At 47.6% G+C, this 23,519-nt stretch carries 20 protein-coding genes; 17 read left to right on the top strand and 3 right to left on the bottom strand.

Annotation, left to right across the window (positions count from 1 at the left end; genetic code table 11):
* The first annotated feature begins 75 nt into the window (after positions 1–75).
* Positions 76–1,581: a F0F1 ATP synthase subunit beta gene (gene atpD / locus B5D42_RS08440; RefSeq protein WP_078831045.1), complete on the top strand. Its 1,506-nt coding sequence runs from the start codon at positions 76–78 to the stop codon at positions 1,579–1,581.
* A 52-nt stretch (positions 1,582–1,633) separates the two neighbouring features.
* Entirely contained in the window at positions 1,634–1,885 is a 252-nt protein-coding gene (atpC, locus tag B5D42_RS08435) for an ATP synthase F1 subunit epsilon (RefSeq protein ID WP_078831044.1), read from the top strand.
* Between the two features lie 78 nt (positions 1,886–1,963).
* Here the strand turns inward: atpC and B5D42_RS08430 are convergent, their stop codons facing one another.
* Complete coding sequence (locus B5D42_RS08430; protein ID WP_245825617.1) at positions 1,964–2,533, bottom strand: YqgE/AlgH family protein; 570 nt, start codon at positions 2,531–2,533, stop codon at positions 1,964–1,966.
* Between the two features lie 205 nt (positions 2,534–2,738).
* Here B5D42_RS08430 and B5D42_RS08425 point away from each other — a divergent pair, with 205 nt between their 5' ends.
* The gene (locus B5D42_RS08425; RefSeq protein ID WP_078831041.1) at positions 2,739–4,067 is read left to right on the top strand and encodes a sensor histidine kinase; all 1,329 of its coding nucleotides are present in this window, start codon (positions 2,739–2,741) and stop codon (positions 4,065–4,067) included.
* Here the strand turns inward: B5D42_RS08425 and B5D42_RS08420 are convergent.
* Both B5D42_RS08420 and B5D42_RS08415 read right to left on the bottom strand, forming a co-directional pair.
* The gene (locus B5D42_RS08420; protein ID WP_078831040.1) at positions 4,064–5,293 is read right to left on the bottom strand and encodes an S-adenosylmethionine:tRNA ribosyltransferase-isomerase; all 1,230 of its coding nucleotides are present in this window, start codon (positions 5,291–5,293) and stop codon (positions 4,064–4,066) included. The genes B5D42_RS08425 and B5D42_RS08420 overlap by 4 nt on opposite strands.
* A 41-nt stretch (positions 5,294–5,334) precedes the next feature.
* Positions 5,335–5,676 carry a DUF3052 domain-containing protein gene (locus tag B5D42_RS08415; RefSeq protein WP_139367063.1) on the bottom strand — a complete coding sequence of 114 codons (342 nt, stop codon included), beginning with the start codon at positions 5,674–5,676 and terminating at the stop codon, positions 5,335–5,337.
* Between the two features lie 300 nt (positions 5,677–5,976).
* Between B5D42_RS08415 and mraZ the strand changes: the two genes are divergently transcribed.
* The 14 genes from mraZ to B5D42_RS08345 all read left to right on the top strand — a co-directional run bounded on the left by mraZ (position 5,977) and on the right by B5D42_RS08345 (position 23,519).
* A complete protein-coding gene (gene mraZ / locus B5D42_RS08410) occupies positions 5,977–6,441 on the top strand; it encodes a division/cell wall cluster transcriptional repressor MraZ (protein WP_078831038.1) in 465 nt (154 codons plus the stop codon).
* 28 nt (positions 6,442–6,469) lie between these two features.
* Positions 6,470–7,423, top strand: a complete 954-nt coding sequence (gene rsmH / locus B5D42_RS08405) for a 16S rRNA (cytosine(1402)-N(4))-methyltransferase RsmH (RefSeq protein WP_078831310.1) — start codon at positions 6,470–6,472, stop codon at positions 7,421–7,423.
* Positions 7,424–7,427: 4 nt separating this feature from the next.
* The gene (locus B5D42_RS08400; RefSeq protein ID WP_245825615.1) at positions 7,428–7,778 is read left to right on the top strand and encodes an FtsL-like putative cell division protein; all 351 of its coding nucleotides are present in this window, start codon (positions 7,428–7,430) and stop codon (positions 7,776–7,778) included.
* 42 nt (positions 7,779–7,820) lie between these two features.
* Positions 7,821–9,950, top strand: coding sequence for a PASTA domain-containing penicillin-binding protein (locus B5D42_RS08395; protein ID WP_078831308.1), 2,130 nt, complete (start codon positions 7,821–7,823; stop codon positions 9,948–9,950).
* A gap of 24 nt (positions 9,951–9,974) precedes the next feature.
* Complete coding sequence (locus B5D42_RS08390) at positions 9,975–11,438, top strand: UDP-N-acetylmuramoyl-L-alanyl-D-glutamate--2,6-diaminopimelate ligase (protein WP_078831037.1); 1,464 nt, start codon at positions 9,975–9,977, stop codon at positions 11,436–11,438.
* Between the two features lie 41 nt (positions 11,439–11,479).
* Positions 11,480–12,790, top strand: coding sequence for a phospho-N-acetylmuramoyl-pentapeptide-transferase (mraY, locus tag B5D42_RS08385; RefSeq protein WP_078831036.1), 1,311 nt, complete (start codon positions 11,480–11,482; stop codon positions 12,788–12,790).
* Positions 12,790–14,148: a UDP-N-acetylmuramoyl-L-alanine--D-glutamate ligase gene (murD, locus tag B5D42_RS08380; RefSeq protein ID WP_245825613.1), complete on the top strand. Its 1,359-nt coding sequence runs from the start codon at positions 12,790–12,792 to the stop codon at positions 14,146–14,148. The genes mraY and murD overlap by 1 nt, the downstream gene beginning before the upstream one ends.
* Before the next feature lie 46 nt (positions 14,149–14,194).
* The gene (locus tag B5D42_RS08375) at positions 14,195–15,505 is read left to right on the top strand and encodes an FtsW/RodA/SpoVE family cell cycle protein (protein WP_078831035.1); all 1,311 of its coding nucleotides are present in this window, start codon (positions 14,195–14,197) and stop codon (positions 15,503–15,505) included.
* A gap of 1 nt (position 15,506) precedes the next feature.
* Entirely contained in the window at positions 15,507–16,598 is a 1,092-nt protein-coding gene (gene murG / locus B5D42_RS08370; RefSeq protein ID WP_078831034.1) for an undecaprenyldiphospho-muramoylpentapeptide beta-N-acetylglucosaminyltransferase, read from the top strand.
* Complete coding sequence (gene murC, locus B5D42_RS08365) at positions 16,595–17,962, top strand: UDP-N-acetylmuramate--L-alanine ligase (protein WP_078831033.1); 1,368 nt, start codon at positions 16,595–16,597, stop codon at positions 17,960–17,962. The genes murG and murC overlap by 4 nt, the downstream gene beginning before the upstream one ends.
* Positions 17,963–17,967: 5 nt before the next feature.
* A complete protein-coding gene (locus B5D42_RS08360) occupies positions 17,968–19,041 on the top strand; it encodes a POTRA-like domain-containing protein (RefSeq protein WP_139367062.1) in 1,074 nt (357 codons plus the stop codon).
* A 95-nt stretch (positions 19,042–19,136) separates the two neighbouring features.
* Complete coding sequence (gene ftsA / locus B5D42_RS08355; RefSeq protein ID WP_078831031.1) at positions 19,137–20,519, top strand: cell division protein FtsA; 1,383 nt, start codon at positions 19,137–19,139, stop codon at positions 20,517–20,519.
* Positions 20,520–20,604: 85 nt separating this feature from the next.
* Positions 20,605–22,461 carry a cell division protein FtsZ gene (gene ftsZ / locus B5D42_RS08350; protein WP_078831029.1) on the top strand — a complete coding sequence of 619 codons (1,857 nt, stop codon included), beginning with the start codon at positions 20,605–20,607 and terminating at the stop codon, positions 22,459–22,461.
* Between the two features lie 122 nt (positions 22,462–22,583).
* Positions 22,584–23,519, top strand: a complete 936-nt coding sequence (locus tag B5D42_RS08345) for a TIGR01777 family oxidoreductase (RefSeq protein ID WP_078831028.1) — start codon at positions 22,584–22,586, stop codon at positions 23,517–23,519.

The raw sequence follows: 23,519 nt of genomic DNA, 5'->3' as shown, positions 1-23,519 counted from the left end.
CCTTTGCGCCCAAATCGGAAAACCCGGTAGTGGTAATAATAAAAGACATTTAAAACCCATAATACATCTCCTGATATGGCTACAAAAGGTAAGATCAAGCAGATCATCGGCGCGGTAGTTGACGTTCACTTCCCCGACGATAAAACGTTACCAGAGATTTATAACGCCCTGGAAATAACCAGGCCAACCGGCGAAAAGCTGGTACTGGAAGTACAGCAGCACCTGGGTGAAGACAGTGTGCGTACCATCGCGATGGATGCAACTGAAGGCCTGGTGCGTGGTATGGAGGTTGTAGACACCGGCAAAGCGATCGCTATGCCAATAGGAGATGGTATCAACGGGCGCCTGTTCAACGTAACGGGAGACGCTATCGACGGTCTGCCGCAGTTGAGCAGAGAGAACGGACGTCCTATTCACAATAAACCACCATTATTCGAGAACCTGAGCACATCGAGCGAGATACTCTTTACCGGTATCAAAGTAATCGATCTGATCGAGCCATATGCAAAAGGTGGTAAGATCGGTCTGTTCGGCGGTGCGGGTGTAGGTAAAACCGTATTGATCCAGGAGCTGATCAACAATATTGCGAAAGGCCACGGCGGTCTTTCAGTATTCGCCGGCGTAGGTGAGCGTACCCGTGAAGGAAATGACCTGCTGCGTGAAATGATCGAAGCGGGCATTATGAAATACGGCGACAAATTCCGTCACAGCATGGAAGAAGGTGGCTGGGATCTGAGCACAGTAGACCTGGAAGAACTGAAAGATTCAAAAGCAACATTCGTATTCGGACAGATGAACGAACCTCCGGGAGCACGTGCGCGTGTGGCCCTGTCGGGTCTTACCATCGCGGAATATTTCCGTGACGGTGATGGTACCGGCAAAGGAAAGGACATCCTGTTCTTCGTAGATAATATCTTCCGTTTCACCCAGGCTGGATCAGAGGTATCGGCGCTGTTAGGCCGTATGCCATCAGCGGTAGGTTACCAGCCAACACTGGCAACTGAAATGGGTCTGATGCAAGAGCGTATCACATCAACCAAAAATGGTTCAATTACCTCCGTACAGGCGGTATATGTACCTGCGGATGACCTTACCGATCCGGCTCCTGCAACCACTTTCGCACACCTTGATGCCACAACCGTACTGAGCCGTAAGATTGCGGATCTGGGTATCTACCCTGCGGTGGATCCGCTGGATTCAACCTCACGTATCCTTACACCGGCTATCGTTGGTGAAGCGCATTACAACACTGCTGACCGTGTAAAACTGATCCTCCAGCGTTATAAGGAGTTACAGGATATCATTGCGATCCTGGGTATGGATGAACTGAGCGAAGAAGATAAAATGACCGTACAGCGCGCACGTAAAGTACAGCGTTTCCTGTCTCAGCCATTCCACGTGGCAGAGCAGTTCACCGGTCTGAAAGGTGTATTCGTAAGCATCGAAGACACGATCCGTGGTTTCAATGCGATCATGGACGGTGAGGTAGATGAATATCCTGAAGCAGCATTCAACCTGGTAGGAACCCTGGAAGATGCGATTGAAAAAGGTAAGAAATTACTGGAAGCAGCTAAGGGTTAACCGGCCCGCATTGAACACCGGCAGGTGAGATAACCTTTAAAAAAAGCATTACATGACACTTGAAATACTGACTCCTGAAAAAAAGCTTTACAGCGGCGATGTTTACGGTGTACAGCTGCCTGGTATTACAGGTCTTTTTGAAGTACTCGATAAACACGCTCCCCTGGTAAGCGCCCTGGGAAAAGGAAAGCTGAAGATATTGAAAGACAAAAGCAATACCGAAAGCTTCAGTATCCAAAGTGGTTTCGTTGAAGTATTGAACAATAAAGTAGTGGTTCTTGTAGAAGGAGCTACTGCATTATAAAATAACAGTGACCGATTGAAAGCCTCCGTAATAACAACGGGGGCTTTTTTGTGTGGTTAAGCTAAAGAAAAGTTTAGATTAATTCAGTTGCGGATCAATAGGATAGTTGACCATCTGACGATATTCACCACCGAGTTCTTTCAGCGCATCCTGCCACACGAGGTCCTTGTTGGTATGAAACACAAGCCCGCTGTCTGCCTGCCGCGTGATCCAGCTTTTCTGTTCCAGCTCATCTTTCAGCTGATCTTCACTCCAGCCGCTGTAACCCACAAAAAAGCGGATATCATTCTGCTTCAGCTCCCTGTTGCGAAGCAGTTCAAGCACCTGCTCAAAATCACCGCCCCAGTAAACATTATCGAATACGGCAATACCGCCCTGGATCAGATCAGGACGCCTGTGAATAAAGTGCAGGGTATCTTTCTGTACCGGTCCGCCATCATATACCTGTAAACCGATACCCGCCGCTTCGGTGATAATATCGTCAAGGTTAATATTGAGCGACTTGTTAAGCACAAAACCCACACTGCCTTCCTGCCTGTGTTCGCAAAGCAGGATCACGGTTCGTTTAAAATTCGGGTCTTTCAGGAAAGGATCCGAAATCAGTAAAATGCCAGGCACGATAGGAATCATAGTGAAAAGGTACGCCATAATTTTATATTGCGGGTTGCTGTGGAGAGAAGTGTGGTTGGGAGAAGAAGAAGGGGTGAGGGAGAAGTGAGGAGAGGTGAGGGCGAAGTGAGGGGGGAGATGAGGGCGAAGTGAGGGGTGGGGGGGTGTTGGTAAACCAGTTAAAATGCTTGTAAACCTGGCACCGGAACTTTTCTGAAAGCCCATACCCGTTATATTTGTGACGATGAAGAAAACTTTCCCTATCATTATCATACTGATCACGCTCTCTCTGCTCGGTCTGATCCGGCTGCAGGCTTCGTGGCTGCTGAACCTGCTCGAGCTGAAGGAAAGCCAGCTCTCCGCCAAAGTGAACGAGGCGGCAACAAACGTGGCAGAAGAACTGGGAAGGGTTGTCTACAATGGTCCTGTATTACGCGTACCGCGACGTAACTCACTTCGCCTGAATTCCGATTTTCCGTTAAACCTTATGAAACCTACTTCCGTTGAGGAAAAATTTTCTGCACAGGATGTACAGGCTAAGCTGAGACGGGCTTTCGACAGCGAGGAACTGAAAAAGATCAAATTTGAATTCGCCATACTGAATCCTTCCGATGAACTCGAATTCGGCTCGGCCAATTTCGATAAAGAGTTTTATGATACGGTAAATAATAAGCGCGTCTTTATTCCCATCATGCCGCCCGACAGGTCTAACCGCGAATGGTTCTCCACTTTCGAGCACCTTGTATTGCTGGTGCCCGATTTCAAAATGCAGCTCTGGAACTCTTTACGCTGGGTGATTATCGGTGCCGCATTATTTATGCTCGTGTTTATTGCAGCGTTTTACGTAACCATCAAGACACTGCTTAACCAGAAAAAAGTAAGTGAGATCAAGAGCGACTTTATTAACAATATGACGCATGAATTCAAAACGCCGCTTGCAACGATCTCGCTGGCAGTAGATGCGTTACGGAACGACAAAGTACAGGCGAACCCTGAAAAAATGAGCTACTTCACCGGGATCATCAAGGAAGAAAATATACGCATGAACAAACATGTGGAAACGATCCTGCAGGCCGCACTTACCGAACGCCAGGAACTCAGCCTGCAACGCACAGAACTGCATGCACACGATATCATTGGTCATATTCTGGATAATTACCAGTTACAGCTGAAAGAGAAGAATGGTACGGCAGAACTCCTGCTCAATGCCAAGAACGACAGCATTTTCGCAGATGAAGTGCATTTCACCAACCTGGTATCCAACCTGATTGATAACGCGATCAAATATTCAAACGATCATCTCCGCATCAAAATATCTACCCATTGCACTGCACAGTATTTTATTATGCGTGTGGAAGACAATGGTATCGGTATGAGTAAGGAAACCCTCAAGCGTATTTTCGAAAAATTCTACCGAGCACATACAGGTAACCTGCACAATGTAAAAGGCTTTGGATTAGGTATGAGTTATGTGAAAACGGTTGTGGATGCACACAAAGGAAAGATCAAGGTAGACAGTACACTTGGCAAAGGCAGTGTGTTCACGATCGAACTACCCGTAAACAGGACTTAGTCTTCATTCATCCATAAAAGGCTGCCGTCTCCGTAACTCAGGAAACGGAAATCATGCTCCAGCGCATACTGGTAAATGGTGCGCCATTCATTCCCCGTGATAGCAGCAACAAGTAACAGCAGAGTAGACTGCGGCTGATGAAAGTTAGTGATCAGTGCCCTCGCTACCCTGAAGCGGTAACCAGGTGCAATAATGATCTGCGTTCTGGCAGGAAGCCTTTCAATGGAATGCCGGTCCATCCAGCTGAGTAATGCTTCCAATGCTTCAGTGGTGCTGATAGGAGCGGTCTTATTTTCATACGCTTCCCATTGCGTGATATACAGTTCCGAAAAGGGAATTTCAGGTTGCTGTATCAGCTTTACACCTAACCAGTAAAGGCTCTCCATGGTACGAAGCGATGTGGTGCCTACGGCGATGATAGTGCCGCTGATATGCGTAATCAGTTGTTGAACCAGCTTCCTGTCGATCTCCATGAATTCCGTGTGCATTTCATGCGTTTCCATGGTCGGCGCTTTCACGGGTTTGAAAGTTCCTGCACCAACATGAAGTGTTACAAAACCGGAACTGATATTTTTTGCTGCGAGCGATGCAAGCAATTCCGGCGTGAAATGCAGTCCTGCCGTGGGTGCAGCCACAGAGCCGTCATGCTTTGCATAAACGGTCTGGTACCGCTCTTTATCCGTGTCTTCCGCAGCGCGGTTCATATACGGAGGCAGTGGCACAAGCCCGGCAAGATGCAGGATCTCTGCAAAGCTGGCATTGTTGTCCCATTCAAATTCGATGATGTAATGATCCGTACGCTGTTCCGCTTTTCTTGCGGTAAGCACTGCTGGTCCTGTATCTGAAGGAATTTCTTTCCGCAGCAGCACGTCTTTCCACTTTTTAGCACCGCCTACCAGGCATTTCCACAGCACACGGTTTTTCTGCAGCATAGCGGTGGTGATATCCGGGTATTGTTCATGCGGCTCAAGACAAAAAATCTCGATCTGCCCGCCTGTTTCTTTCTGGAAAAGCAATCTTGCTTCAACTACTTTGGTATTGTTGAACACGAGTAAACTGCCTGCAGGGATTTCTTCAGCCAGATGCGCATACCTGCTTTCCCTGATAACTCCTTTTTTATAGACAAGCAGTTTACTATTGTCTCTTTTTGCCACCGGGTAAGCGGCAATATGATGGTCGGGAAGTTCGTAGGTATAATCTGCTATGGAAAGATGGCTCGGGTGCATGTAAAAGAATTGATCCGGCTGCAAAAATAAGCCGGAACCACTCAGCGGGCAGCTTTCCGCTTTACAATTTTAAGTCCGCTCCATTGTTCACTTACCGAACAGACTTTTATATCCACCCAATCCAGCGGCAGCACAATATCCCGGATAAGATCTTCGTTTATATCCGTCGGCAGACGGGAAGCTTTTTTATACCAGGAGATCCAGATGATTGTGTTTGAAGGCATTTCACTGATCAGCCTGCTGAATTCCTCCCGGAGTACAGCTGCTTTTATTGCAAAAAGATGTACCAGATCAGCAGCCCCACTTTTTACCACCTGACCGCTGATGTCTTCTCCCAATAGCTGGAAATAATCCGGTGGGGCATTCACAAGCATGACTTTCATGCCTGGTTGAATACCTAGTTTTCGTATCAGGGGAGTGCCGGAATAACCGCCGGATGTCATAAAAAGGATGATTTTAAGCTGAAAATAAGCATTTTTAAGGTTATGCACTGGTTATCCACAGCAATCCACATTTGATTCACATCCCGCAAGCCCTGAAACACCTTCAAATTCAATACTGCAAAGGCTTTGAGCCTGATTAAATCTGTGGATAAATACAGCTCCCCCATTTCTCGTTTAAAAGTGGGAAAAAGTGTTATTTTGTGTCAACAAGTGGTAATTCTGACAATTATTTATTAACCAATGAACGGATTTCACGGAGAATATGAAGCTACGGTCGATGCAAAAGGCCGTTTCCTGCTTCCGGGCGGACTGAAAAAACAGTTGCCTGAAGGCGAGGGGCGCTTCATTCTCAGCCGGGGCTTTGAAAAATGCCTCACGTTATATCCGATCAAAAGTTGGGAACTGATCATTGCCAAAATAAGCCAGTTGAATGACTTCGATCCAAAGGTACGTCAATTCCGCAGGCAGTTCCTGGGTGGTGCAACGGAAATTGAGCTGGATAATGCCGGCCGTATGCTGTTGCCTGCTTCCCTGAAAGAATATGCGGGATTAGGAAAAGATATTGTGCTGGCGGCGGCCCTGGATCGTTTCGAAATCTGGGATGCAGGTAAGTATAAACAGCTCTTTGATGATTTTTCACCCGAAGCTTTCAGTGAGTTGGCAAAGGATGTGATGACAAACGGAAATGAAAAATTCCCGGGTTGATTTTGAGAACGCAGTAAAGCAGAGACCCATGGACGCGCAAAACGGAAAAAAAGGTTCGGATCTGGATGTGAACCAGTCGGCGGCTGGTTACCATATTCCCGTTCTGTTCCATGAAACCATCGATGCGCTCAACATCAGGCCCGATGGCATCTATGTGGATTGCACATTCGGCGGCGGTGGCCACAGCAGGGGTATTCTCGCAAAACTTGGCGAAAAGGGTAAACTCTTTGCCTTTGATCAGGATGCCGATGCCGAGCAGAATCTGCCCAGAGATGAAAGGATCGTGTTTGTGCCCCAGAATTTCCGCCATATGCAACGTTTCCTGCGTTTGCATAAAGTAAACGCGGTTGACGGAATACTGGCAGACCTGGGCGTGAGCAGTCACCAGTTCGACCAGGGCGACCGTGGGTTTTCCACCCGCTTTACCGGCCCGTTCGATATGCGTATGGACAGGCGGCAACCATTAACAGCTGCTGTTATTGTAGCAACCTATACTGAACAGCAGCTGCATAAGATATTCGAGCAGTACGGCGAAGTATCGAACTCGAAAACGCTCGCAAAGCATATTGCACAGCACAGGAACCATCAGCCCGTTACAACCATCGAACAGTTCAAATCACTGGTAAGTCCGGTTGTAAAGGGGAATCCCAATAAATACCTGGCTCAGGTGTTCCAGGCGCTGAGAATGGAAGTGAATGATGAGATGGGCGCCCTGAAAGAAATGCTGGCACAGGTGCCGCAGGTACTTGCACCGGGAGGGCGTGTTGCGATCATAACATTCCATTCCATCGAAGACAGGCTGGTGAAAAATTTCTTTCGCCAGGGCAGTTTTGAAGAGGTACCGGATAACCCGTTCGAATCTGTCCGCAGGCAGGAGATACTCAATATTATTACCCGGAAGCCGGTAACGGCAACCGATGAAGAGCTGAAAAGAAATTCAAGAAGCAGGAGCGCAAAGCTGCGTGTTGCTGAAAAAATATAAATGCATGGAAGAAACAGGCAATAAAAAAACGGAACCAGCTGCAGGTAATGCTCTCAGGAACCCGTTGAAAGGTTTGTTTAACTACCAGTGGATGCTCAGCAATATTCCTTTTTTCCTGTTCCTGTCGCTGCTTGCGGTGTTGTATATCGCAAACGGGCATATGGCAGATAAAACAATGCGTAGGATCAATGCCACAACCGTGGAGTTGAAAGAACTGCAATATGAATACAAGACGCTGAAAAGTGAAGTGATGTTCAAGAGTGAAGAAGTGCAGATGGTGAAAGCCACAGAGCCATTGGGTCTTAAAGTGGTGAAAGAAATGCCGCAAAGACTTCAGCAGGAAAAGAAGCCATGATATTTTTTGTAAAAGGCAGCCAATAACAGATACAGTTTGTTTGTGAAGGGGAATGAAAAACTAGAAGTAAAGCGGGACATCCTGTGGCGGGTATATCTGAGTTATATACTGGTGGTGGTGGCATGCGTGGCAATATTCGGCAAAGCAGTTTATATACAGCAGGTAGAAGGAAAGTACTGGCGGAGTATGAGCGACAGTCTTCACCAGAAGATCAACGAGATCGAAGCCGAGCGTGGAACGATCTACAGTGAAGACGGACAGATGCTGAGCACCAGCATTCCCCAGTTTGACATATACATGGATTTCAGGGTGGCACCTCTTCGGGAAAAGAACGGTCAGCGTTTCCGCGATAACCTCGATTCTCTCAGTTATTGCCTGGCAACGTTGTTCGGAGATCAGTCTCAGGGAGAATATAAAACACTGCTGAAACAAGGGTACAGGGATAACAGCAGTTATTTCCTGATCAAAAAGAAAATATCCTTCAGGGAATATGAGCAACTGCGCAAATTCCCACTGTTCAGGCTGGGAAGATATAAAAGCGGGTTGATCGCCAATGAGCGGACCATCAGGCTGAACCCTTACCAGATGCTCGCATTCAGAACCATCGGATTGGCGCGGGATTCGAATAAAGTGGGATTGGAGCTGGCTTACGACAGTGTGCTGAAAGGAAGGAACGGAAAACAATGGGTGCGCTCGATAGCAGGCGGCGTAACGGTTCCGGTAGACGATACTTATGAGATAGAACCTGAAACAGGGAAAGATATTGTAAGCACCATCGATGTATTCATACAGGAAGTAACTGAGAATGCGCTGATGAAGATGATGCAGAAGAACGAGGCGGAACATGGCTGTGCGATCGTACTGGAAGTAAAAACAGGTAAGATCAAAGCGATCGCTAACCTGGGCAAACGCAGCAATGGCAGTTATTGGGAAGATTTCAATTACGCCATTACGCCCTCGGAACCAGGATCAACCTTCAAGCTGGCTACCATGCTGGCATTGCTGGAAGACAAAAAAGTTTCTTTGAACCAGACCGTAAACCTGGAAGGCGGCACCTGGAAAATTGCGGGTCAGACGGTGTACGACAGCGAAAAGCACGGTCGCACGGATGTAACGATCCAGAAAGCTTTTGAGCTCAGTTCAAATGTCGGAATGGCGAAGCTTGCAGCAGCATACTATGCCGCAACACCGGGCGCTTTCATCAGCCATCTTAAAAAAATGCGGATGGATACGGTGACCGGCATAGATCTGAAAGGCGAAAAGCCACCGGTGATCTATAAGCCGGGTGGCAGGTTCTGGGGACCAACCACTTTACCATGGATGGCTTTCGGCTATAACCTGGCAGTAAGTCCGCTGCAGACAGCGATGCTGTACAATGCCGTTGCCAATGGAGGTAAAATGATGCGTCCTTACCTGGTAAGCGCTATCAAAGAAGAAGGTGTTCTGTTGCGCGAGATCAAACCGGTAGTGCTGGATGAAAAGATCTGCAGTGATCAGACACTCAGGCAACTTAAAACCTGTCTCGAAGGCGTTTGTACCGCGGGAACAGCAACGGAACTGTTCAAAAACACACCTTACAGCGTTGCGGGAAAAACAGGTACTGCGCTGGTGGCTGATAATAACAGGGGATATGCAGATAAGATCTACCAGTCGTCGTTTGCAGGATATTTTCCGGCAGACAATCCGCAATACACCTGCATCGTGGTGATCAAGAACAAACCTCATGCAGCGGTGTTTTACGGCGGATCGGTAGCAGGGCCGGTGTTCAAGGAGATCTCAGACAGGCTGTACAGTACATATGTGCGCCAGTCAGGAAATAACCAGGCAGCACCTGTGAAGAAAGACAGTACCGCATTTACATATACAGGGATGAAACAGGATATATCGTTCATCGCATCCACACTGGGATTACCATACAGGGACTCTGCAGGCAGAACAGATGAATGGATCAATATTTACGGCAAAGACGCAACAGTGGTGATGAATAAAAAGCCCGTTCAGCGGGGAACGATGCCGCAGCTGAAAGGAATGGGATTGAAGGATGTGGTCTATTTGTGCGAGAACATGGGTTTGAAGATCAATGTGAAGGGAAAAGGAAAAGTAACACAACAATCGGTACAGGCCGGACAGGTGGTTGCACCGGGGCAATTAATAAACATCGAATTGAATTAACCAGGATCAGGAACATCAATCATTATGGCCAGACTGCAGGACATATTATACAAAGTACACCTGAAGCAGGTACAGGGGAACACTGATATCGATGTAAAAGATATACAGATCGATTCCCGCAAGGTAACTGCAGGCAGCGCTTTTGTAGCGATCAAAGGCGTCGCTTCGGATGGTCATGACTATATAGAGAAAGCAATTGCATCGGGCGCTGTGGCAATTGTATGTGAAGTATTGCCTGCGCAGACCGCAGCAGGAATAACTTACCTGCAGGTTACTAACACCCATGAGGCAGTGGCTTATATGGCCAGCAGGTATTATGGTGAACCATCTTCGCAGGTAAAGCTGGTAGGTGTAACAGGCACCAACGGAAAAACAACGATTGCAACAGTTCTGTTCAAGTTGTTTGGTCAGCTGGGTTATAAATGCGGATTGATCAGTACGGTACAGAACCAGATAGATGAAGAAATTATTCCGGCCACACATACAACACCGGATGCGGTAAGCCTGAATGCATTACTTCGGCATATGGCAGATGCGGGTTGTTCGCATGTGTTCATGGAGTGCAGCAGTCATGCGATCCATCAGCATCGTATTACCGGTCTTCAGTTCACAGGTGGTATTTTCAGTAATATCACACATGATCACCTGGATTATCATAAAACCTTTGATGAATACATCAGGGTGAAAAAGAGATTCTTCGATAATCTTCCTTCAACGGCATTTGCCTTATCGAACGCAGATGATAAGAGAGGTGAAGTGATGCTGCAGAATACGCCGGCCAAAAAATATTATTACAGCCTTAAGACCATGGCCGATTTCAAAGGCAAGATCCTTGAGAACGCGCTGACTGGCCTGGTGATGACGGTAAACAATACGGAAGTTCATTTCAGACTGATCGGAGAATTCAATGCCTACAACCTGCTTGCGGTATATGGCGCTGCGATCTGTCTCGGCGAGAACAGCGAAACAGTACTGACAGCGCTCAGCATATCAACGGGTGCAGAAGGCCGGTTCGATTATACTATCAGTCCTTCCATGGTGATCGGCATCGTTGACTACGCACATACGCCGGATGCATTGGAAAATGTACTGGCAACGATCAGAAAATTACGCAAAGGGCATGAGCAGATCATTACGGTAGTGGGTTGCGGCGGCGACAGGGATAAGACGAAGCGGCCGGTAATGGGGCAGTCGGCCTGCGATCTGAGCGACAGGGTCATTTTTACCAGCGATAACCCGCGTACCGAAGACCCGAACCAGATCCTGAAAGATATGGAAGAAGGCCTGACCAGCGCGGCACGCAGAAAATACATTGCCATCGCCGACCGGAAGGAAGCTATTAAAACTGCTGTGAGTTTTGCCAACCCGGAAGATATCATACTGGTGGCAGGAAAGGGACATGAGAAATACCAGGAGATCAACGGGGTGAAATATGATTTCGATGATAAGCAGGTACTGAAGGAAATGTTTGAATTGCTGAATAAATAAGGATCACTGTAAACACGAGGGAAAAATAAAAACCAAACCAGATGCTCTACCAACTTTTCACATGGCTGAAACAGGAATTCAATGTTCCCGGTGCTGGCTTGTTCCAGTTCCTGACATTCAGAATTGCCATGGCGATCTTGTTGTCTTTATTCATTGCAACTGTATATGGTAAAAGGATGATCCTTTTCCTGCAGAGACGCCAGATCGGCGAAACTGTACGTGAGCTGGGATTGCAGGGTGAGCAGCAGAAGAAGGGAACGCCAACCATGGGCGGGATCATCATATTGCTCAGCATTCTCATTCCAACCCTGCTTTTTGCCAACCTCGATAAAGTATACATCAGGCTGATGGTGCTCTGCACCGTATGGCTCGGAGCGATCGGTTTCCTGGACGATTATTTCAAGATCAAAGCAAGAAAATCAGCGCAGCAGAAGGGCGAAGCATATAAAAAGAAAGACAGCGACGGTCTTGCCGGTGTAAGTAAGATCATTGGCCAGGTAGGTCTTGGCATCATCATCGGCGTAACGCTTTATTTCAGCAATGCTGTAACTGTTGAAAGAGAAGTGGTGAGCGGAGCAACCTATGCACCACAGCAGGGCGAGCGGCTGGCGCGGGATTCCAATGTGTTTGTAAGAAATATGGATGGGGTGGACAGGAAGTTTGTGAAAGTAAAAACACCTATCACCACCATTCCGTTTGTAAAGAACCATGAGTTCAATTACAGCAAGCTGGTCAGCTGGATCGGTCCCGGCGCAGAAAAATATACCTGGATCGTTTATATCCTGATTGTAACATTTATTGTAACCGCGGTATCGAACGGAGCTAATATCACAGACGGACTCGATGGGCTGGCTGCAGGCGTAAGTGCTATTATCGGTGCGGCACTCGGTGTATTCATCTATGTAAGCGGAAACTACAAATTTGCCGAGTACCTGAATGTGATGTATATCCCCAATCTGGGTGAACTCTCGATTTTCGTAGGCGCATTTGTGGGAGCCTGTATCGGGTTCTTATGGTACAATGCATACCCGGCACAGGTATTCATGGGCGATACGGGAAGCCTGGCGCTGGGCGGCATCATCGCATCGCTGGCCATCATCGTAAGAAAAGAATTACTGATCCCGATTTTCTGCGGAGTATTCCTGATAGAACTGCTGAGCGTGATGATACAGGTCAGTTACTTCAAATACACCAAACGGAAATACGGTGAGGGCAAAAGGGTATTCCTGATGAGCCCGCTGCACCATCATTACCAGAAAAAAGGATTTCATGAAAGTAAGATAGCCGTAAGGTTCTGGATCATAACCATACTCTGTGTGGTGATGTCGATCCTTACGCTGAAAATGAGATAATGAACACAAAGGACGAAATGTATAAAAAGCTGGTAATACTCGGAGGCGGAGAGAGCGGTGTAGGTGCTGCACTGCTCGGGAAGAAGAACGGCTATGAAGTGTTTCTCAGCGATGGCGGCGCACTCAAGCCTAAGTACCGGCAGGAGCTCATTGATAACGGGATCGATTTTGAAGAAGGACAACATACGGCAGAAAAGATCCTCAGTGCAACGGAAGTGATGAAAAGCCCGGGCATTCCTGAAAAAAATGAAATGGTAAAACAGATCAGGAAACAGGGAATACCGGTGATCAGTGAAATAGAATTCGCATACCGGTTCAAAGGGAACAGCAAGATAGTGGCGATCACCGGCAGCAACGGCAAAAGCACCACTACCGCGCTGATCTACCATATCTGCGAAACGGCAGGACTGGATTGCGCACTGGTAGGAAATATCGGTTATTCTTTTGCCAAACAGGTGGCCGAAGATCCGAAAGCGATCTATGTAGCAGAGATCAGTTCTTTTCAGCTGGATGATATCAAGGAATTCAGACCGGATATAAGCGTGTTGCTGAACATCACGGAAGATCACCTGGACAGGTACGATTACAAATTCGAGAATTATGTAAGAAGCAAGTTCAGGATCATCGAAAATCAGACTATGAATGATTATTTCATCTACTGCCAGGACGATGAAGTAATCATGAAACATTTGGCTTTACTAACCATTCATACTAACCCATTACCATTCTCTATGAAACAAGAAGTAAAAAAAGGCGGCTACATCAAAGGCGATCAGATGATGTTAAGAATACAGGAAGAAAGAGTCAGTATGAGTATTTACGACTTCGCCCTGAAAGGAAAACACAATAACTACAATACAATGGCAGCAGGTATAGCAGCAGCAACACTCGGTATCCGCAAAGAAAAAATACGCGAAGCTGTCAAGAACTTCCACAGCCTGGAGCACAGGATGGAATTCGTAGCCATGGTACGCGGGGTGGAATTCATCAACGACAGTAAGGCGACCAACGTAAACAGCACCTGGTATGCGCTGGAAAGCATGAGCAAGCCAACCGTGCTGATCCTTGGTGGTACCGATAAAGGGAATGATTATTCACTGATCGAAGACCTGGTAAAGGAAAAAGTGAAAGCGATCGTATGCATGGGTGTTGATAATAAAAAGATCATCGACGCATTCAAGGATATCGTTCCGGTGATCGTTGAAGCAGACACGGCAAAGAAAGCGGTGAACGCAGCCTTTAAAATAGCGGTAAAGGATGATGTGGTGCTGCTGAGTCCGGCCTGCGCAAGCTTCGACCTCTTCAAGAATTATGAAGACAGGGGAACGCAGTTCAAAGATGCTGTAAAAGAATTGTAAATACTGCCCGGCAAACGCGGGTACAACATAACACGAACAGAGGTTGATGAACGAGACCACAGACAAATTGTTTTCACAGATCCCTTCCGTAGAAGGGATGCGGAACCAGCTTGCCTACAGGACAAGAGGAGATAAATACATATGGGGCATCGTGGTACTGCTGTCGCTGGTGTCGATACTGGTGGTATACAGTGCAACAGGTTCGCTTGCATACAAGATGTACAAGGGCAATACCAATGTATACCTGTTCAAACAGGTGTCGTTTACAATGATCGGTATCCTGCTGATCTATTTCCTCCACCGGATCAATTATACCCTGTTTTCAAGGGTAGCTACGGTGCTGTTCATGCTATCGGTTCCTTTGCTTATTTATACCCTGTTCTTCGGAGCAAGGATCAATGAAGGAAGCCGCTGGATCAAACTGCCCATCATCAACATGACAGTGCAGACAAGTGATCTTGCCAAACTGGCCTTGTTCATGTATATCTCAAGGATGCTGAGCCGTAAGCAGGAAGTGATCAAGGATTTTAAAAAAGGGTTTCTTCCCGTTGTGATGCCGGTGCTGATCATCTGCGCCCTGATCATGCCCGCTAACCTGTCTAACGCATTGCTCACCGGCGCCACATCGTTGCTGCTGATGTTCATAGGGCGGGTAAGCATTAAACATATATTGCTAACCATAGGAGTGGCGCTGATACCCGTTGCATTTATCGTGTCTGTGGCAGTGATCACATACGATGGTAAACAGAAGGAAGAAACAAAAAAAACAACCGTAGCTGAAAAAGCGAAATCCTTTGGTCGCTTCGGTACCTGGGTGAAACGCGTGCAGGATTTTATATACGCTGAAAAAGATGAAGTTCCTTACCAGGTACAGCAGGCAAAGATCGCCATCGCGAATGGTGGTGTGTTGGTAGGATTAGGCCCCGGTAACAGCCAGCAGCGGAATTTCCTGCCGCAGGCATACAATGACTTTATCTATTCGATCATCATAGAAGAGTACGGCCTGATGGGCGGTGCATTTATGATCTTCATATACCTGGTGTTCCTGTTCAGGTGCATACGCATCTTCCGGAGATGCCCGTATGCATTCGGAGCATTCCTTGCGCTGGGGTTAAGCTTTACGCTGGTGATACAGGCTGTGGCCAATATGGCGGTGAATGTGAACCTGGTTCCGGTAACGGGAGTAACCCTGCCGCTGGTGAGTATGGGCGGAAGTTCCTATCTCTTCACCTGCTGTGCGATCGGTATCATCCTGAGTGTGGCAAGGAACGTAGAACAGATGGAAGGAAAAGTGGAAGAACCGGTAACCGATCACCTGGCGCCGGCAGGAGAAACTGAAAAACCAGCGCTGGCATAATATGGCAAAAAAGATCATCATAGCAGGAGGAGGAACCGGCGGACATATTTTCCCGGCCATCGCTATTGCCAATGCACTGAAAGCACAATCGCCAGGCATTGAGATCCGTTTCATCGGTGCTAAAGGCAAAATGGAGATGGAAAAAGTGCCGCGGGCCGGTTACCAGATCGACGGATTGGATATAGCCGGTTTCAACCGCAGCTCGATTCTTAAAAACCTGGGACTTCCATTTAAGCTCTTTAAAAGTTTCATGCAGGTGAAAAAGATCGTGAACGCTTTTGAACCGGATGCGGTGATCGGCGTTGGCGGTTATTCCAGTTTCCCTGTATTAAGATATGCGCAGGGCAAGGGCATTCCCACTTTCATTCATGAGAGCAATTCATTTGCAGGGAAGAGCAATATACTGCTGGGTAAAAAAGCAACGGCTGTGTTTGTAGCATCGGAAGGAATGGAGCAGTTCTTTCCCGCCGGCAAAATACAGATCACCGGTAACCCGGTTCGCAAAGAGATCGTAAAAGCCGTTGGTGAAAGAGAAGAAGCCGTAAAACATTTCGGACTCGATCCTTCCAAAACGATCCTGCTGGCTGTAGGCGGAAGTCTCGGAGCCAGGAGCATCAATGAACTGATCGCAGCGCATGTGCATGAACTGGCACAGCATAATATAGAATTGATCTGGCAGACAGGAACCAATGGTGCTGAAAGCTACAAACATCGCGGGCAGCCGTTCAGCAATGTATGGGTAGACAGCTTTATTTATGAAATGGATAAAGCATATGCAGCGGCGGATATCGTGGTGTCAAGGGCAGGGGCCATGTCTGTAGCGGAATTATGTGTGGCGGGAAAACCGGTGATATTCGTTCCGTATCCTCATGCCGCAGAAGATCACCAGACCGTAAATGCGCAGTATCTCGCCGACCGGAAAGCCGCGTTGCTGGTAAAAGACGCGGATATCCGGGCAAAACTGTTCCCAGAGATCCTGCGCCTGGCTAATGATGCGTCTCTGAGAACATCATTGAAGGAACATATCAGGCCACTGGCGGTTACCAATGCAGACGATATCATAGCAGCAGAAATATTAAAACAGATCAGGTGAGCAGATTGAACGAAATAAAAAATATCTATTTCATAGGCATAGGCGGCATCGGCATGAGTGCGCTTGCCAGGTATTTTCATGCGAAAGGTACAAGGGTAAGCGGTTACGACAGAACCCGGACACCACTTACCAGGGAACTTGAAAATTCAGGCATAGCGATCCATTATGAAGAGAATCCTGAACTGGCTCCCAGGGATGCTGATGTGATTGTGTATACACCGGCTATCCCGGCTCAGCATGCAGAACTGGTCTATTATAAAGAGAACGGTTACACGGTGGTGAAAAGAAGTGACATACTGCAATGGATCACTGAAGGTTCTTTTAATATCTGCGTGGGCGGTACCCATGGAAAGACAACCGTTACCACCATGATCGCTCATATCTTAAGGCATTCCGGTTATGGTTGCAATGCCTTCCTCGGCGGTATTTCTGCCAATTACAATACCAATTTCTGGAGTCATGAAAGGAACGTGGTGGTAGTAGAGGCGGATGAATACGACCGCAGTTTCCTGAAGCTGGTTCCGGATATCGCGGTCATCACGGCAATGGATCCTGATCACCTGGATATCTATGGCACCCCCGAAGAAGTGGAAAATGCGTTCATCCAGTTTTCACATAAGGTAAAACCAGGCGGCGCACTGGTGGTAAAATCAGGGTTGGGTCGTGAAGCTGATCTGAACAATAACAACAGGATCACATACAGTTATGATCACGCAGGAGCGGATGTGAGGGCAGTTGATGTAATGGTAAGGAATGGCAGTTATCATTTCAATGTAAAGGCGGCAGACTGGGAGATCGGCGATGTGCAGCTGCATATGGGCGGTCTGCACAATATAGAAAATGTGATTGCTGCCATTACGGTAGCAAGACAGCTCGGGATAACAGATGATGCGATCCGTTCAGCCGTGGACGCATTCAAAGGTGTACGCAGAAGATTTGAATATGCTTTGAATAACGGGCAGCATACGCTGATCGATGATTATGCGCATCACCCGGAAGAATTGCGTGCTTTGATCAGCGGGGTGAAAAGCATTTTCAGCGATCGTAAAATGACACTTGTATTTCAGCCCCATCTGTTCAGCAGAACAAAAGACCTGGCGGATGAATTTGCAGCGAGCCTGGATATGGCAGATGAAGTGATCCTGCTGCCGATCTATCCCGCACGCGAATTACCGGTGGAAGGTGTTACGAGCAGCCTGGTGCTGAACAAAATGAAACTGGAACATAAGCATGTGTTCACAAAAGAACAGATGCTCCAATATGTAACGGATAAAAAACCAGCCCTGGTGGTAATGGCCGGTGCTGGTGATATAGATGCATGGATTCAACCCGTAAAAGAAACACTGGAGAGGTCGGGCGGATGAAAAAAATGAGCTGGAAAAAAAGAGTATTGCAGGTAATCTGGCTGCTGGCAGGCATTGGAACGATTGTGCTGCTGGGCGCCGCCATGCAGAAAAAAAGCCAGCGGAAATGCGAAGATGTACAGATCGAAATTGCAGGCGCGGAACACCATATGTTCATTGACGAGAAAGATGTGCTGCAGCTGGTGAATGCAAGGGGCCCGGTAAAAGGTCTCCCTGTTTCAGCAGTAAACCTGCGCCAGCTCGAAACCGGGATGGAAAAGAACCCCTGGGTAAAAAATGCGGAACTGTATTTCGATAACGGGCAGGTACTGCAGGTGAAGATTGAAGAGCGCGAACCGGTTGCAAGGGTGTTTACTGCACAGGGCAGTTCTTTTTACCTCGACAGTGGCGGATTACGATTACCGCTCAGCGAGAAGATGTCGGCCCGCGTACCTGTATTTACCGGCTTTCCTTCAGATAAGGCAAAACTGTCGAAACCCGATAGCGCCCTGCTGGAAGATGTGGTGAAGCTGAGCCGTTATATTGTTGCGGACTCGTTCTGGATGGCACATGTGTCGCAGGTAGACATTACGCCGCATGCAACATTTGAACTGATCCCGGCAATCGGTGATCATATTGTGGCACTTGGAGATGCAGAAGAAATCGACAGCAAGTTCAGCCGGCTGTATACATTCTATAAGAAAGCATGGCTGCAGCAGGGTATGAACAAATATGAAAAGGTTGATGTGCAGTATGCAAACCAGGTGGTGGCAGTAAAGAGAGGTACGGCGAAGAAACTGGTCGATTCAGCTGCAGCTGCAAAGGCAATAGAATCATTGCTGAAGGGAACAGCGGTTGCAGACAGCAGTACTGTTGTTGTAGCAGCGCCGCCTGCGAAAGATTCGGCAGTGGTAAAGAAAATGGCAGCACCAGTTGTTAAACAACCGGTAAAAGAAAAAACAATTTCGAAAACTAATGCACCGTTAAACAATAAACAGAATAATAAAACGTTATCGAAACAGCAGTCGGTCAAATCAGGCAAAAAAACAAAGCCGGCTGCCAAAACAAATAAACCCAAGGCAGTGATGCAGAAAAAATAAAACGGATGCTGAAGGCTGTGCACGGTTTTTGCAACAGCTGATCTCGTTTGAAAAATAAATGCATTGCAACAAAAAACAACTAAAACACTTACGCTATGAATCACAATGAATCACCGATCATTGTTGGTCTCGACATCGGAACCACCAAAATCGCAGCGATCGCCGGCAGAAAGAACGAGCACGGCAAGCTGGAGATTTTAGGTTTTGGTCGCGCTAACAGTAACGGAGTGCAGCATGGACAGGTATTGAACATCGATCAGACCATCAAAGCCATTCAGCAGGCTTTGTTGCATTGCTATGAAAGTAACCCTGAACTGGAGATCAACGAAGTATATGTAGGCATAGCAGGTCATCATATCAAAAGTTTACAGACCCGTGGTGATATCGTACGCCAGGACGCGGAAACAGAGATCCAGCGCTGGGAGATAGACCAACTGCTGAACAACCAGCGCAAAACATTCATCCCTGCCGGGGATCAGATCATCGATGTGATCCCGCAGGATTTTCACGTAGATAATATCCAGAACATCAAAGACCCCGTAGGCTACAACGGCGTAAAAGTGGGCGCTAATTTTCACATCATTACCGGCGACAGGAATGCGATCCGGAACATCAACCGTGCGGTTGAAAGAAGCGGCCTTGCAACGAAAGACCTCGTGCTGCAGCCACTGGCATCAGCGAGTGCGGTAATGAGCGATATCGATATGGAAGCCGGTGTGGCGATCCTCGATATCGGAGGCGGCACCAGCGACCTCGCGGTATTCTATGAAGGGATCCTGAAGCATACGGCTGTAATACCATTCGGTGGTGAGAATATTACCAATGATATCCGCATGGGCCTGGGCGTACTCAAAAGCCAGGCAGAAGCGATGAAGGTACAGTTCGGAAGTGCTCTGGCCGACGAAGCGAAATCGAATGCGTATATCACTATCCCGGGATTGAAAGGTATGCCTGCTAAAGAGATCAGTGTGAAGAACCTGGCAGCCATCATACAGGCGCGTATGAGCGAGATCCTGGATTTTGTTACTTACCATATCAAACAGGTAGGGCTCGACAGCCGTGCACTGAATGGCGGTATTATCCTTACCGGCGGTGGTTCACAGCTGAAACACCTGATCCAGTTAACGGAATATACAACAGGACTGAATGCACGCATCGGTTTACCGAATGAACATCTCGCACCCAATCATATCGAAGAGCTGAAAAAGCCCATGTATGCCACATGCCTGGGACTGATCCTGAAAGGTTACAGCGATTACGATCATAACCGCAAGGAATTTACAGAACAATACAAGAAAGTGGCGGTTCCGAGAACACTTACAGTTGAGCTCGAAGCCGATGCAATACAGGAAGAACAGGAAGTGATTGCAGTGAATACCAATGCAAATGCATCAGCCCGGAAACAGAAGTTCTGGGATAAGTTCAAGAATAACCTGATAGATCTGTTTAAAGAAGAAGAGGACCAGGTGATCAGATAATTACCTGGCCGCAGCAATAATAATTTTACGATCCAATATCCTCAGAGGCAGAGCCGTGTAATCTACTAACCCAAAAAAGCACATTATGATTCATTTTGATCTTCCCAAACAAAAATCGTCCATCATTAAGGTACTCGGTGTGGGTGGCGGGGGAAGCAACGCTGTAAACTTTATGTTCGGACAGGATATTGAAGGCGTTGATTTCATCATCTGTAATACCGATGCAAAGGCAATTGAGCAGAGCGAAGTGCCGAACAAGATCCAGCTGGGGCCACATCTTACACAGGGATTAGGTGCTGGTGCAAACCCGGAAGTGGGCAAAATGGCCACAGAAGAATCACTCGAAGAAATAAAGCGTATCCTCGAAGTCAATACTAAAATGGCATTCATAACTGTGGGCATGGGTGGAGGTACCGGAACCGGTGGCGCCCCGATCATTGCACAGATATGTAAAGAGCTGGGTATCCTTACCGTTGGTATTGTAACCACACCATTCGGTTTCGAAGGCCCGCGCCGCCAGCAGCAGGCAGAAGAAGGTATCAGGCAGCTGAAACCTTATGTAGACACACTGCTGGTGATCAGTAACGATAAGCTGCGCATGCAGTACGGCAACCTGAAAATGAAGGATGCTTTCGCCAAGGCGGATAATGTACTCGCCACTGCAGCAAAATGTATCACCGATATCATCAACAGCCGCGGTCATATCATCGTAGACTTCGCAGACGTATGCACCGTTATGAAAAACGGCGGCGTTGCGATCCTGGGTAAAGCAGAGGTGGAAGGTGAAGACCGTGCGCAACGTGCTATTGAAGAAGCGCTGGCGTCGCCGCTGCTGAACGATAACGATATCAAAGGAGCAAAATGGATCCTGATCAATATCAACAGTGCGGAAGGAGACGATGAGTGTACAATGGATGAACTGGAAGTCATCAATAACTACCTGCGCATGCAGGCAGGAGAAGGTACTGACGTGATCGTTGGTATGGGCTACGATGAAACCCTCGGCAAAAAGATCGGTATCACACTCGTAGCTACCGGTTTTGAACATAAAGACCCTTTTGCAAAACCGGTAGAGGTAAAAAAGCCTGAACCTAAGCCTGAGAAGATCGTAATGACACTCGGACTTGACCTGGAAGAACCTAAACCGGTTGCATTACCGATCCAGCAGACATTGCCGCTGGAAGATAAAGATCCGTTCGCGCCACGCATCCAGGAGCCGGTACAGGAAGAGCCGGTTGTACAGAATACATTTACTTATTCACAACCGCAACCTGAACCCGTGAAGGAAGAAATGCCGCTCATGTTTGAACTGAGCACCGACCTCACGGAAGAAGTAGTGGTAGAAAAACCACAGCCTCCCGTGTCACAGCCGGCTACAGATGAAATGCTGCGTTTCAGCGTAAGCGAGAAACCAGCAGAACCAGCACGCCCGGTTACGCCATCGTACAGTACAGGTCTCAGCAAGCCATCCAATATTTATGCATCAGAGCCTGCGGCACCAAGGCCTGCACCAGTACCACAGCCGGTACAACAGGTAGAGGAAAAGCCGAAACCCGCGCCGATCCAGGCAGAGGATGAACTGCAGCTGGAAATGGAAATGCATATCGTGGAAAAGGAAGAGCCAAGAAGTATGCCGGTTCCGCAGCAGGAAATACAGGCCGGATACGACGATGTGATGGATGATGTGGAAGAACAGAAAAAAAGAGCAGCCGAGCGTATACAAAAACTGAGGAATCTGTCGTTTAATATCAGTAACAGTTCAGATCCCAACAATGAGTTCGATTCTGTTCCGGCCTATGTTCGCAGGAACATGGAACTGTTTGGCAGCACATTAACATCAGTAGAGAATTTTTACAGCAAGTACACAGTGGGTAAGGATGAGAATAACCAGACACAGATCTCAACCATCAACACCTTTCTCGACGGGAAAAAACCCGATTAGTGATTGCTTACCATAGTTTTTTGTTTTTAGCCTGGTGATTTTAGTTGTTTGCCCCCGGTCAGAACCGGGGGCTTTTTTGTGCAACCTTATTCCGGTTCAGTTGTTATTATTGCATAACCGATATGAAAACAGTACTTATAACCGGCGGAACCGGTATGGTGGGGCAAAGACTTACAGCTTTGCTGTTACGGCAGGGGTACAAAATCATTATCCTTTCCCGCGGGCAGACTGATGCCCTGCAGGATAACAGATCCGGGGTGTCTTATGCGCATTGGGATGTTGAAAAAGGGGTTATCGATCCGGAAGCGATCCGTAATGCCAATCACGTGATCCATCTTGCGGGTGCCGGGGTTGCGGAGAAACGCTGGACGGAAAAAAGAAAAAAAGAAATCCGCGAAAGCCGCACTGCCAGCGGTGCCTTACTCGCGAAAGCCATCCGTGAAATTCCCAACCAGATCAGTACGGTTGTAAGTGCTTCTGCCATCGGCTGGTACGGGGCCGATGATAAAGGAATGCGCACGAAAGGATTTACGGAAGAAATGCCGCCTGCTGATGATTTCCTCGGCGAAACCTGCCGGCTCTGGGAACAGAGTATTCAACCGGTGGAAGAACTGAATAAAAGACTGGTCATTTACCGGTTGGGGATCGTGTTCAGTAATACCGGCGGAGCCCTGAATGAATTTCTCAAACCGCTTAAAGGAGGCATTGCAGCTATATTGGGAAGCGGAGAACAAATGATCAGCTGGATTCATATAGACGACCTTTGTCATCTTTTCCTGCATGCTATCGAAAACCCCAAATTGCACGGCGTATATAATGCAGTGAGTCCTTCACCCGCCACCAATAAAACCGTAACCCTGGAATTAGCCCGCCTGGTAAGAGGTCGTTTCTTCATTCCTTTACATGTTCCTTCGTTCCTGCTGAAATGGGTGCTGGGCGAAATGAGCATTGAAGTATTGAAAAGCGCCACCGTCAGCAGCCGTAAAACAGAAACCGCCGGATTCCTGTTCAGGTACCCGACGGTTCAGAAGGCTTTGGGCCATTTATTCGGCAAATAA

This window comes from Sediminibacterium ginsengisoli (assembly GCF_900167075.1).
Classification (GTDB): domain Bacteria; phylum Bacteroidota; class Bacteroidia; order Chitinophagales; family Chitinophagaceae; genus Sediminibacterium; species Sediminibacterium ginsengisoli.
Note: the sequence above shows the minus strand (reverse complement) of the source record. Positions and strands in the feature narration are given on the sequence as shown.

Bases quoted from the DNA above. Each gene is read 5' to 3' on its own strand.
- atpD (WP_078831045.1), top strand. From the start codon at position 76: ATGGCTACAAAAGGTAAGATCAAGCAGATCATCGGCGCGGTAGTTGAC.
- atpC (WP_078831044.1), top strand. From the start codon at position 1,634: ATGACACTTGAAATACTGACTCCTGAAAAAAAGCTTTACAGCGGCGAT.
- B5D42_RS08430 (WP_245825617.1), bottom strand. From the start codon at position 2,533: ATGGCGTACCTTTTCACTATGATTCCTATCGTGCCTGGCATTTTACTG.
- B5D42_RS08425 (WP_078831041.1), top strand. From the start codon at position 2,739: ATGAAGAAAACTTTCCCTATCATTATCATACTGATCACGCTCTCTCTG.
- B5D42_RS08420 (WP_078831040.1), bottom strand. From the start codon at position 5,293: ATGCACCCGAGCCATCTTTCCATAGCAGATTATACCTACGAACTTCCC.
- B5D42_RS08415 (WP_139367063.1), bottom strand. From the start codon at position 5,676: ATGAAAGTCATGCTTGTGAATGCCCCACCGGATTATTTCCAGCTATTG.
- mraZ (WP_078831038.1), top strand. From the start codon at position 5,977: ATGAACGGATTTCACGGAGAATATGAAGCTACGGTCGATGCAAAAGGC.
- rsmH (WP_078831310.1), top strand. From the start codon at position 6,470: ATGGACGCGCAAAACGGAAAAAAAGGTTCGGATCTGGATGTGAACCAG.
- B5D42_RS08400 (WP_245825615.1), top strand. From the start codon at position 7,428: ATGGAAGAAACAGGCAATAAAAAAACGGAACCAGCTGCAGGTAATGCT.
- B5D42_RS08390 (WP_078831037.1), top strand. From the start codon at position 9,975: ATGGCCAGACTGCAGGACATATTATACAAAGTACACCTGAAGCAGGTA.
- mraY (WP_078831036.1), top strand. From the start codon at position 11,480: ATGCTCTACCAACTTTTCACATGGCTGAAACAGGAATTCAATGTTCCC.
- murD (WP_245825613.1), top strand. From the start codon at position 12,790: ATGAACACAAAGGACGAAATGTATAAAAAGCTGGTAATACTCGGAGGC.
- B5D42_RS08375 (WP_078831035.1), top strand. From the start codon at position 14,195: ATGAACGAGACCACAGACAAATTGTTTTCACAGATCCCTTCCGTAGAA.
- murG (WP_078831034.1), top strand. From the start codon at position 15,507: ATGGCAAAAAAGATCATCATAGCAGGAGGAGGAACCGGCGGACATATT.
- B5D42_RS08360 (WP_139367062.1), top strand. From the start codon at position 17,968: ATGAGCTGGAAAAAAAGAGTATTGCAGGTAATCTGGCTGCTGGCAGGC.
- ftsA (WP_078831031.1), top strand. From the start codon at position 19,137: ATGAATCACAATGAATCACCGATCATTGTTGGTCTCGACATCGGAACC.
- ftsZ (WP_078831029.1), top strand. From the start codon at position 20,605: ATGATTCATTTTGATCTTCCCAAACAAAAATCGTCCATCATTAAGGTA.
- B5D42_RS08345 (WP_078831028.1), top strand. From the start codon at position 22,584: ATGAAAACAGTACTTATAACCGGCGGAACCGGTATGGTGGGGCAAAGA.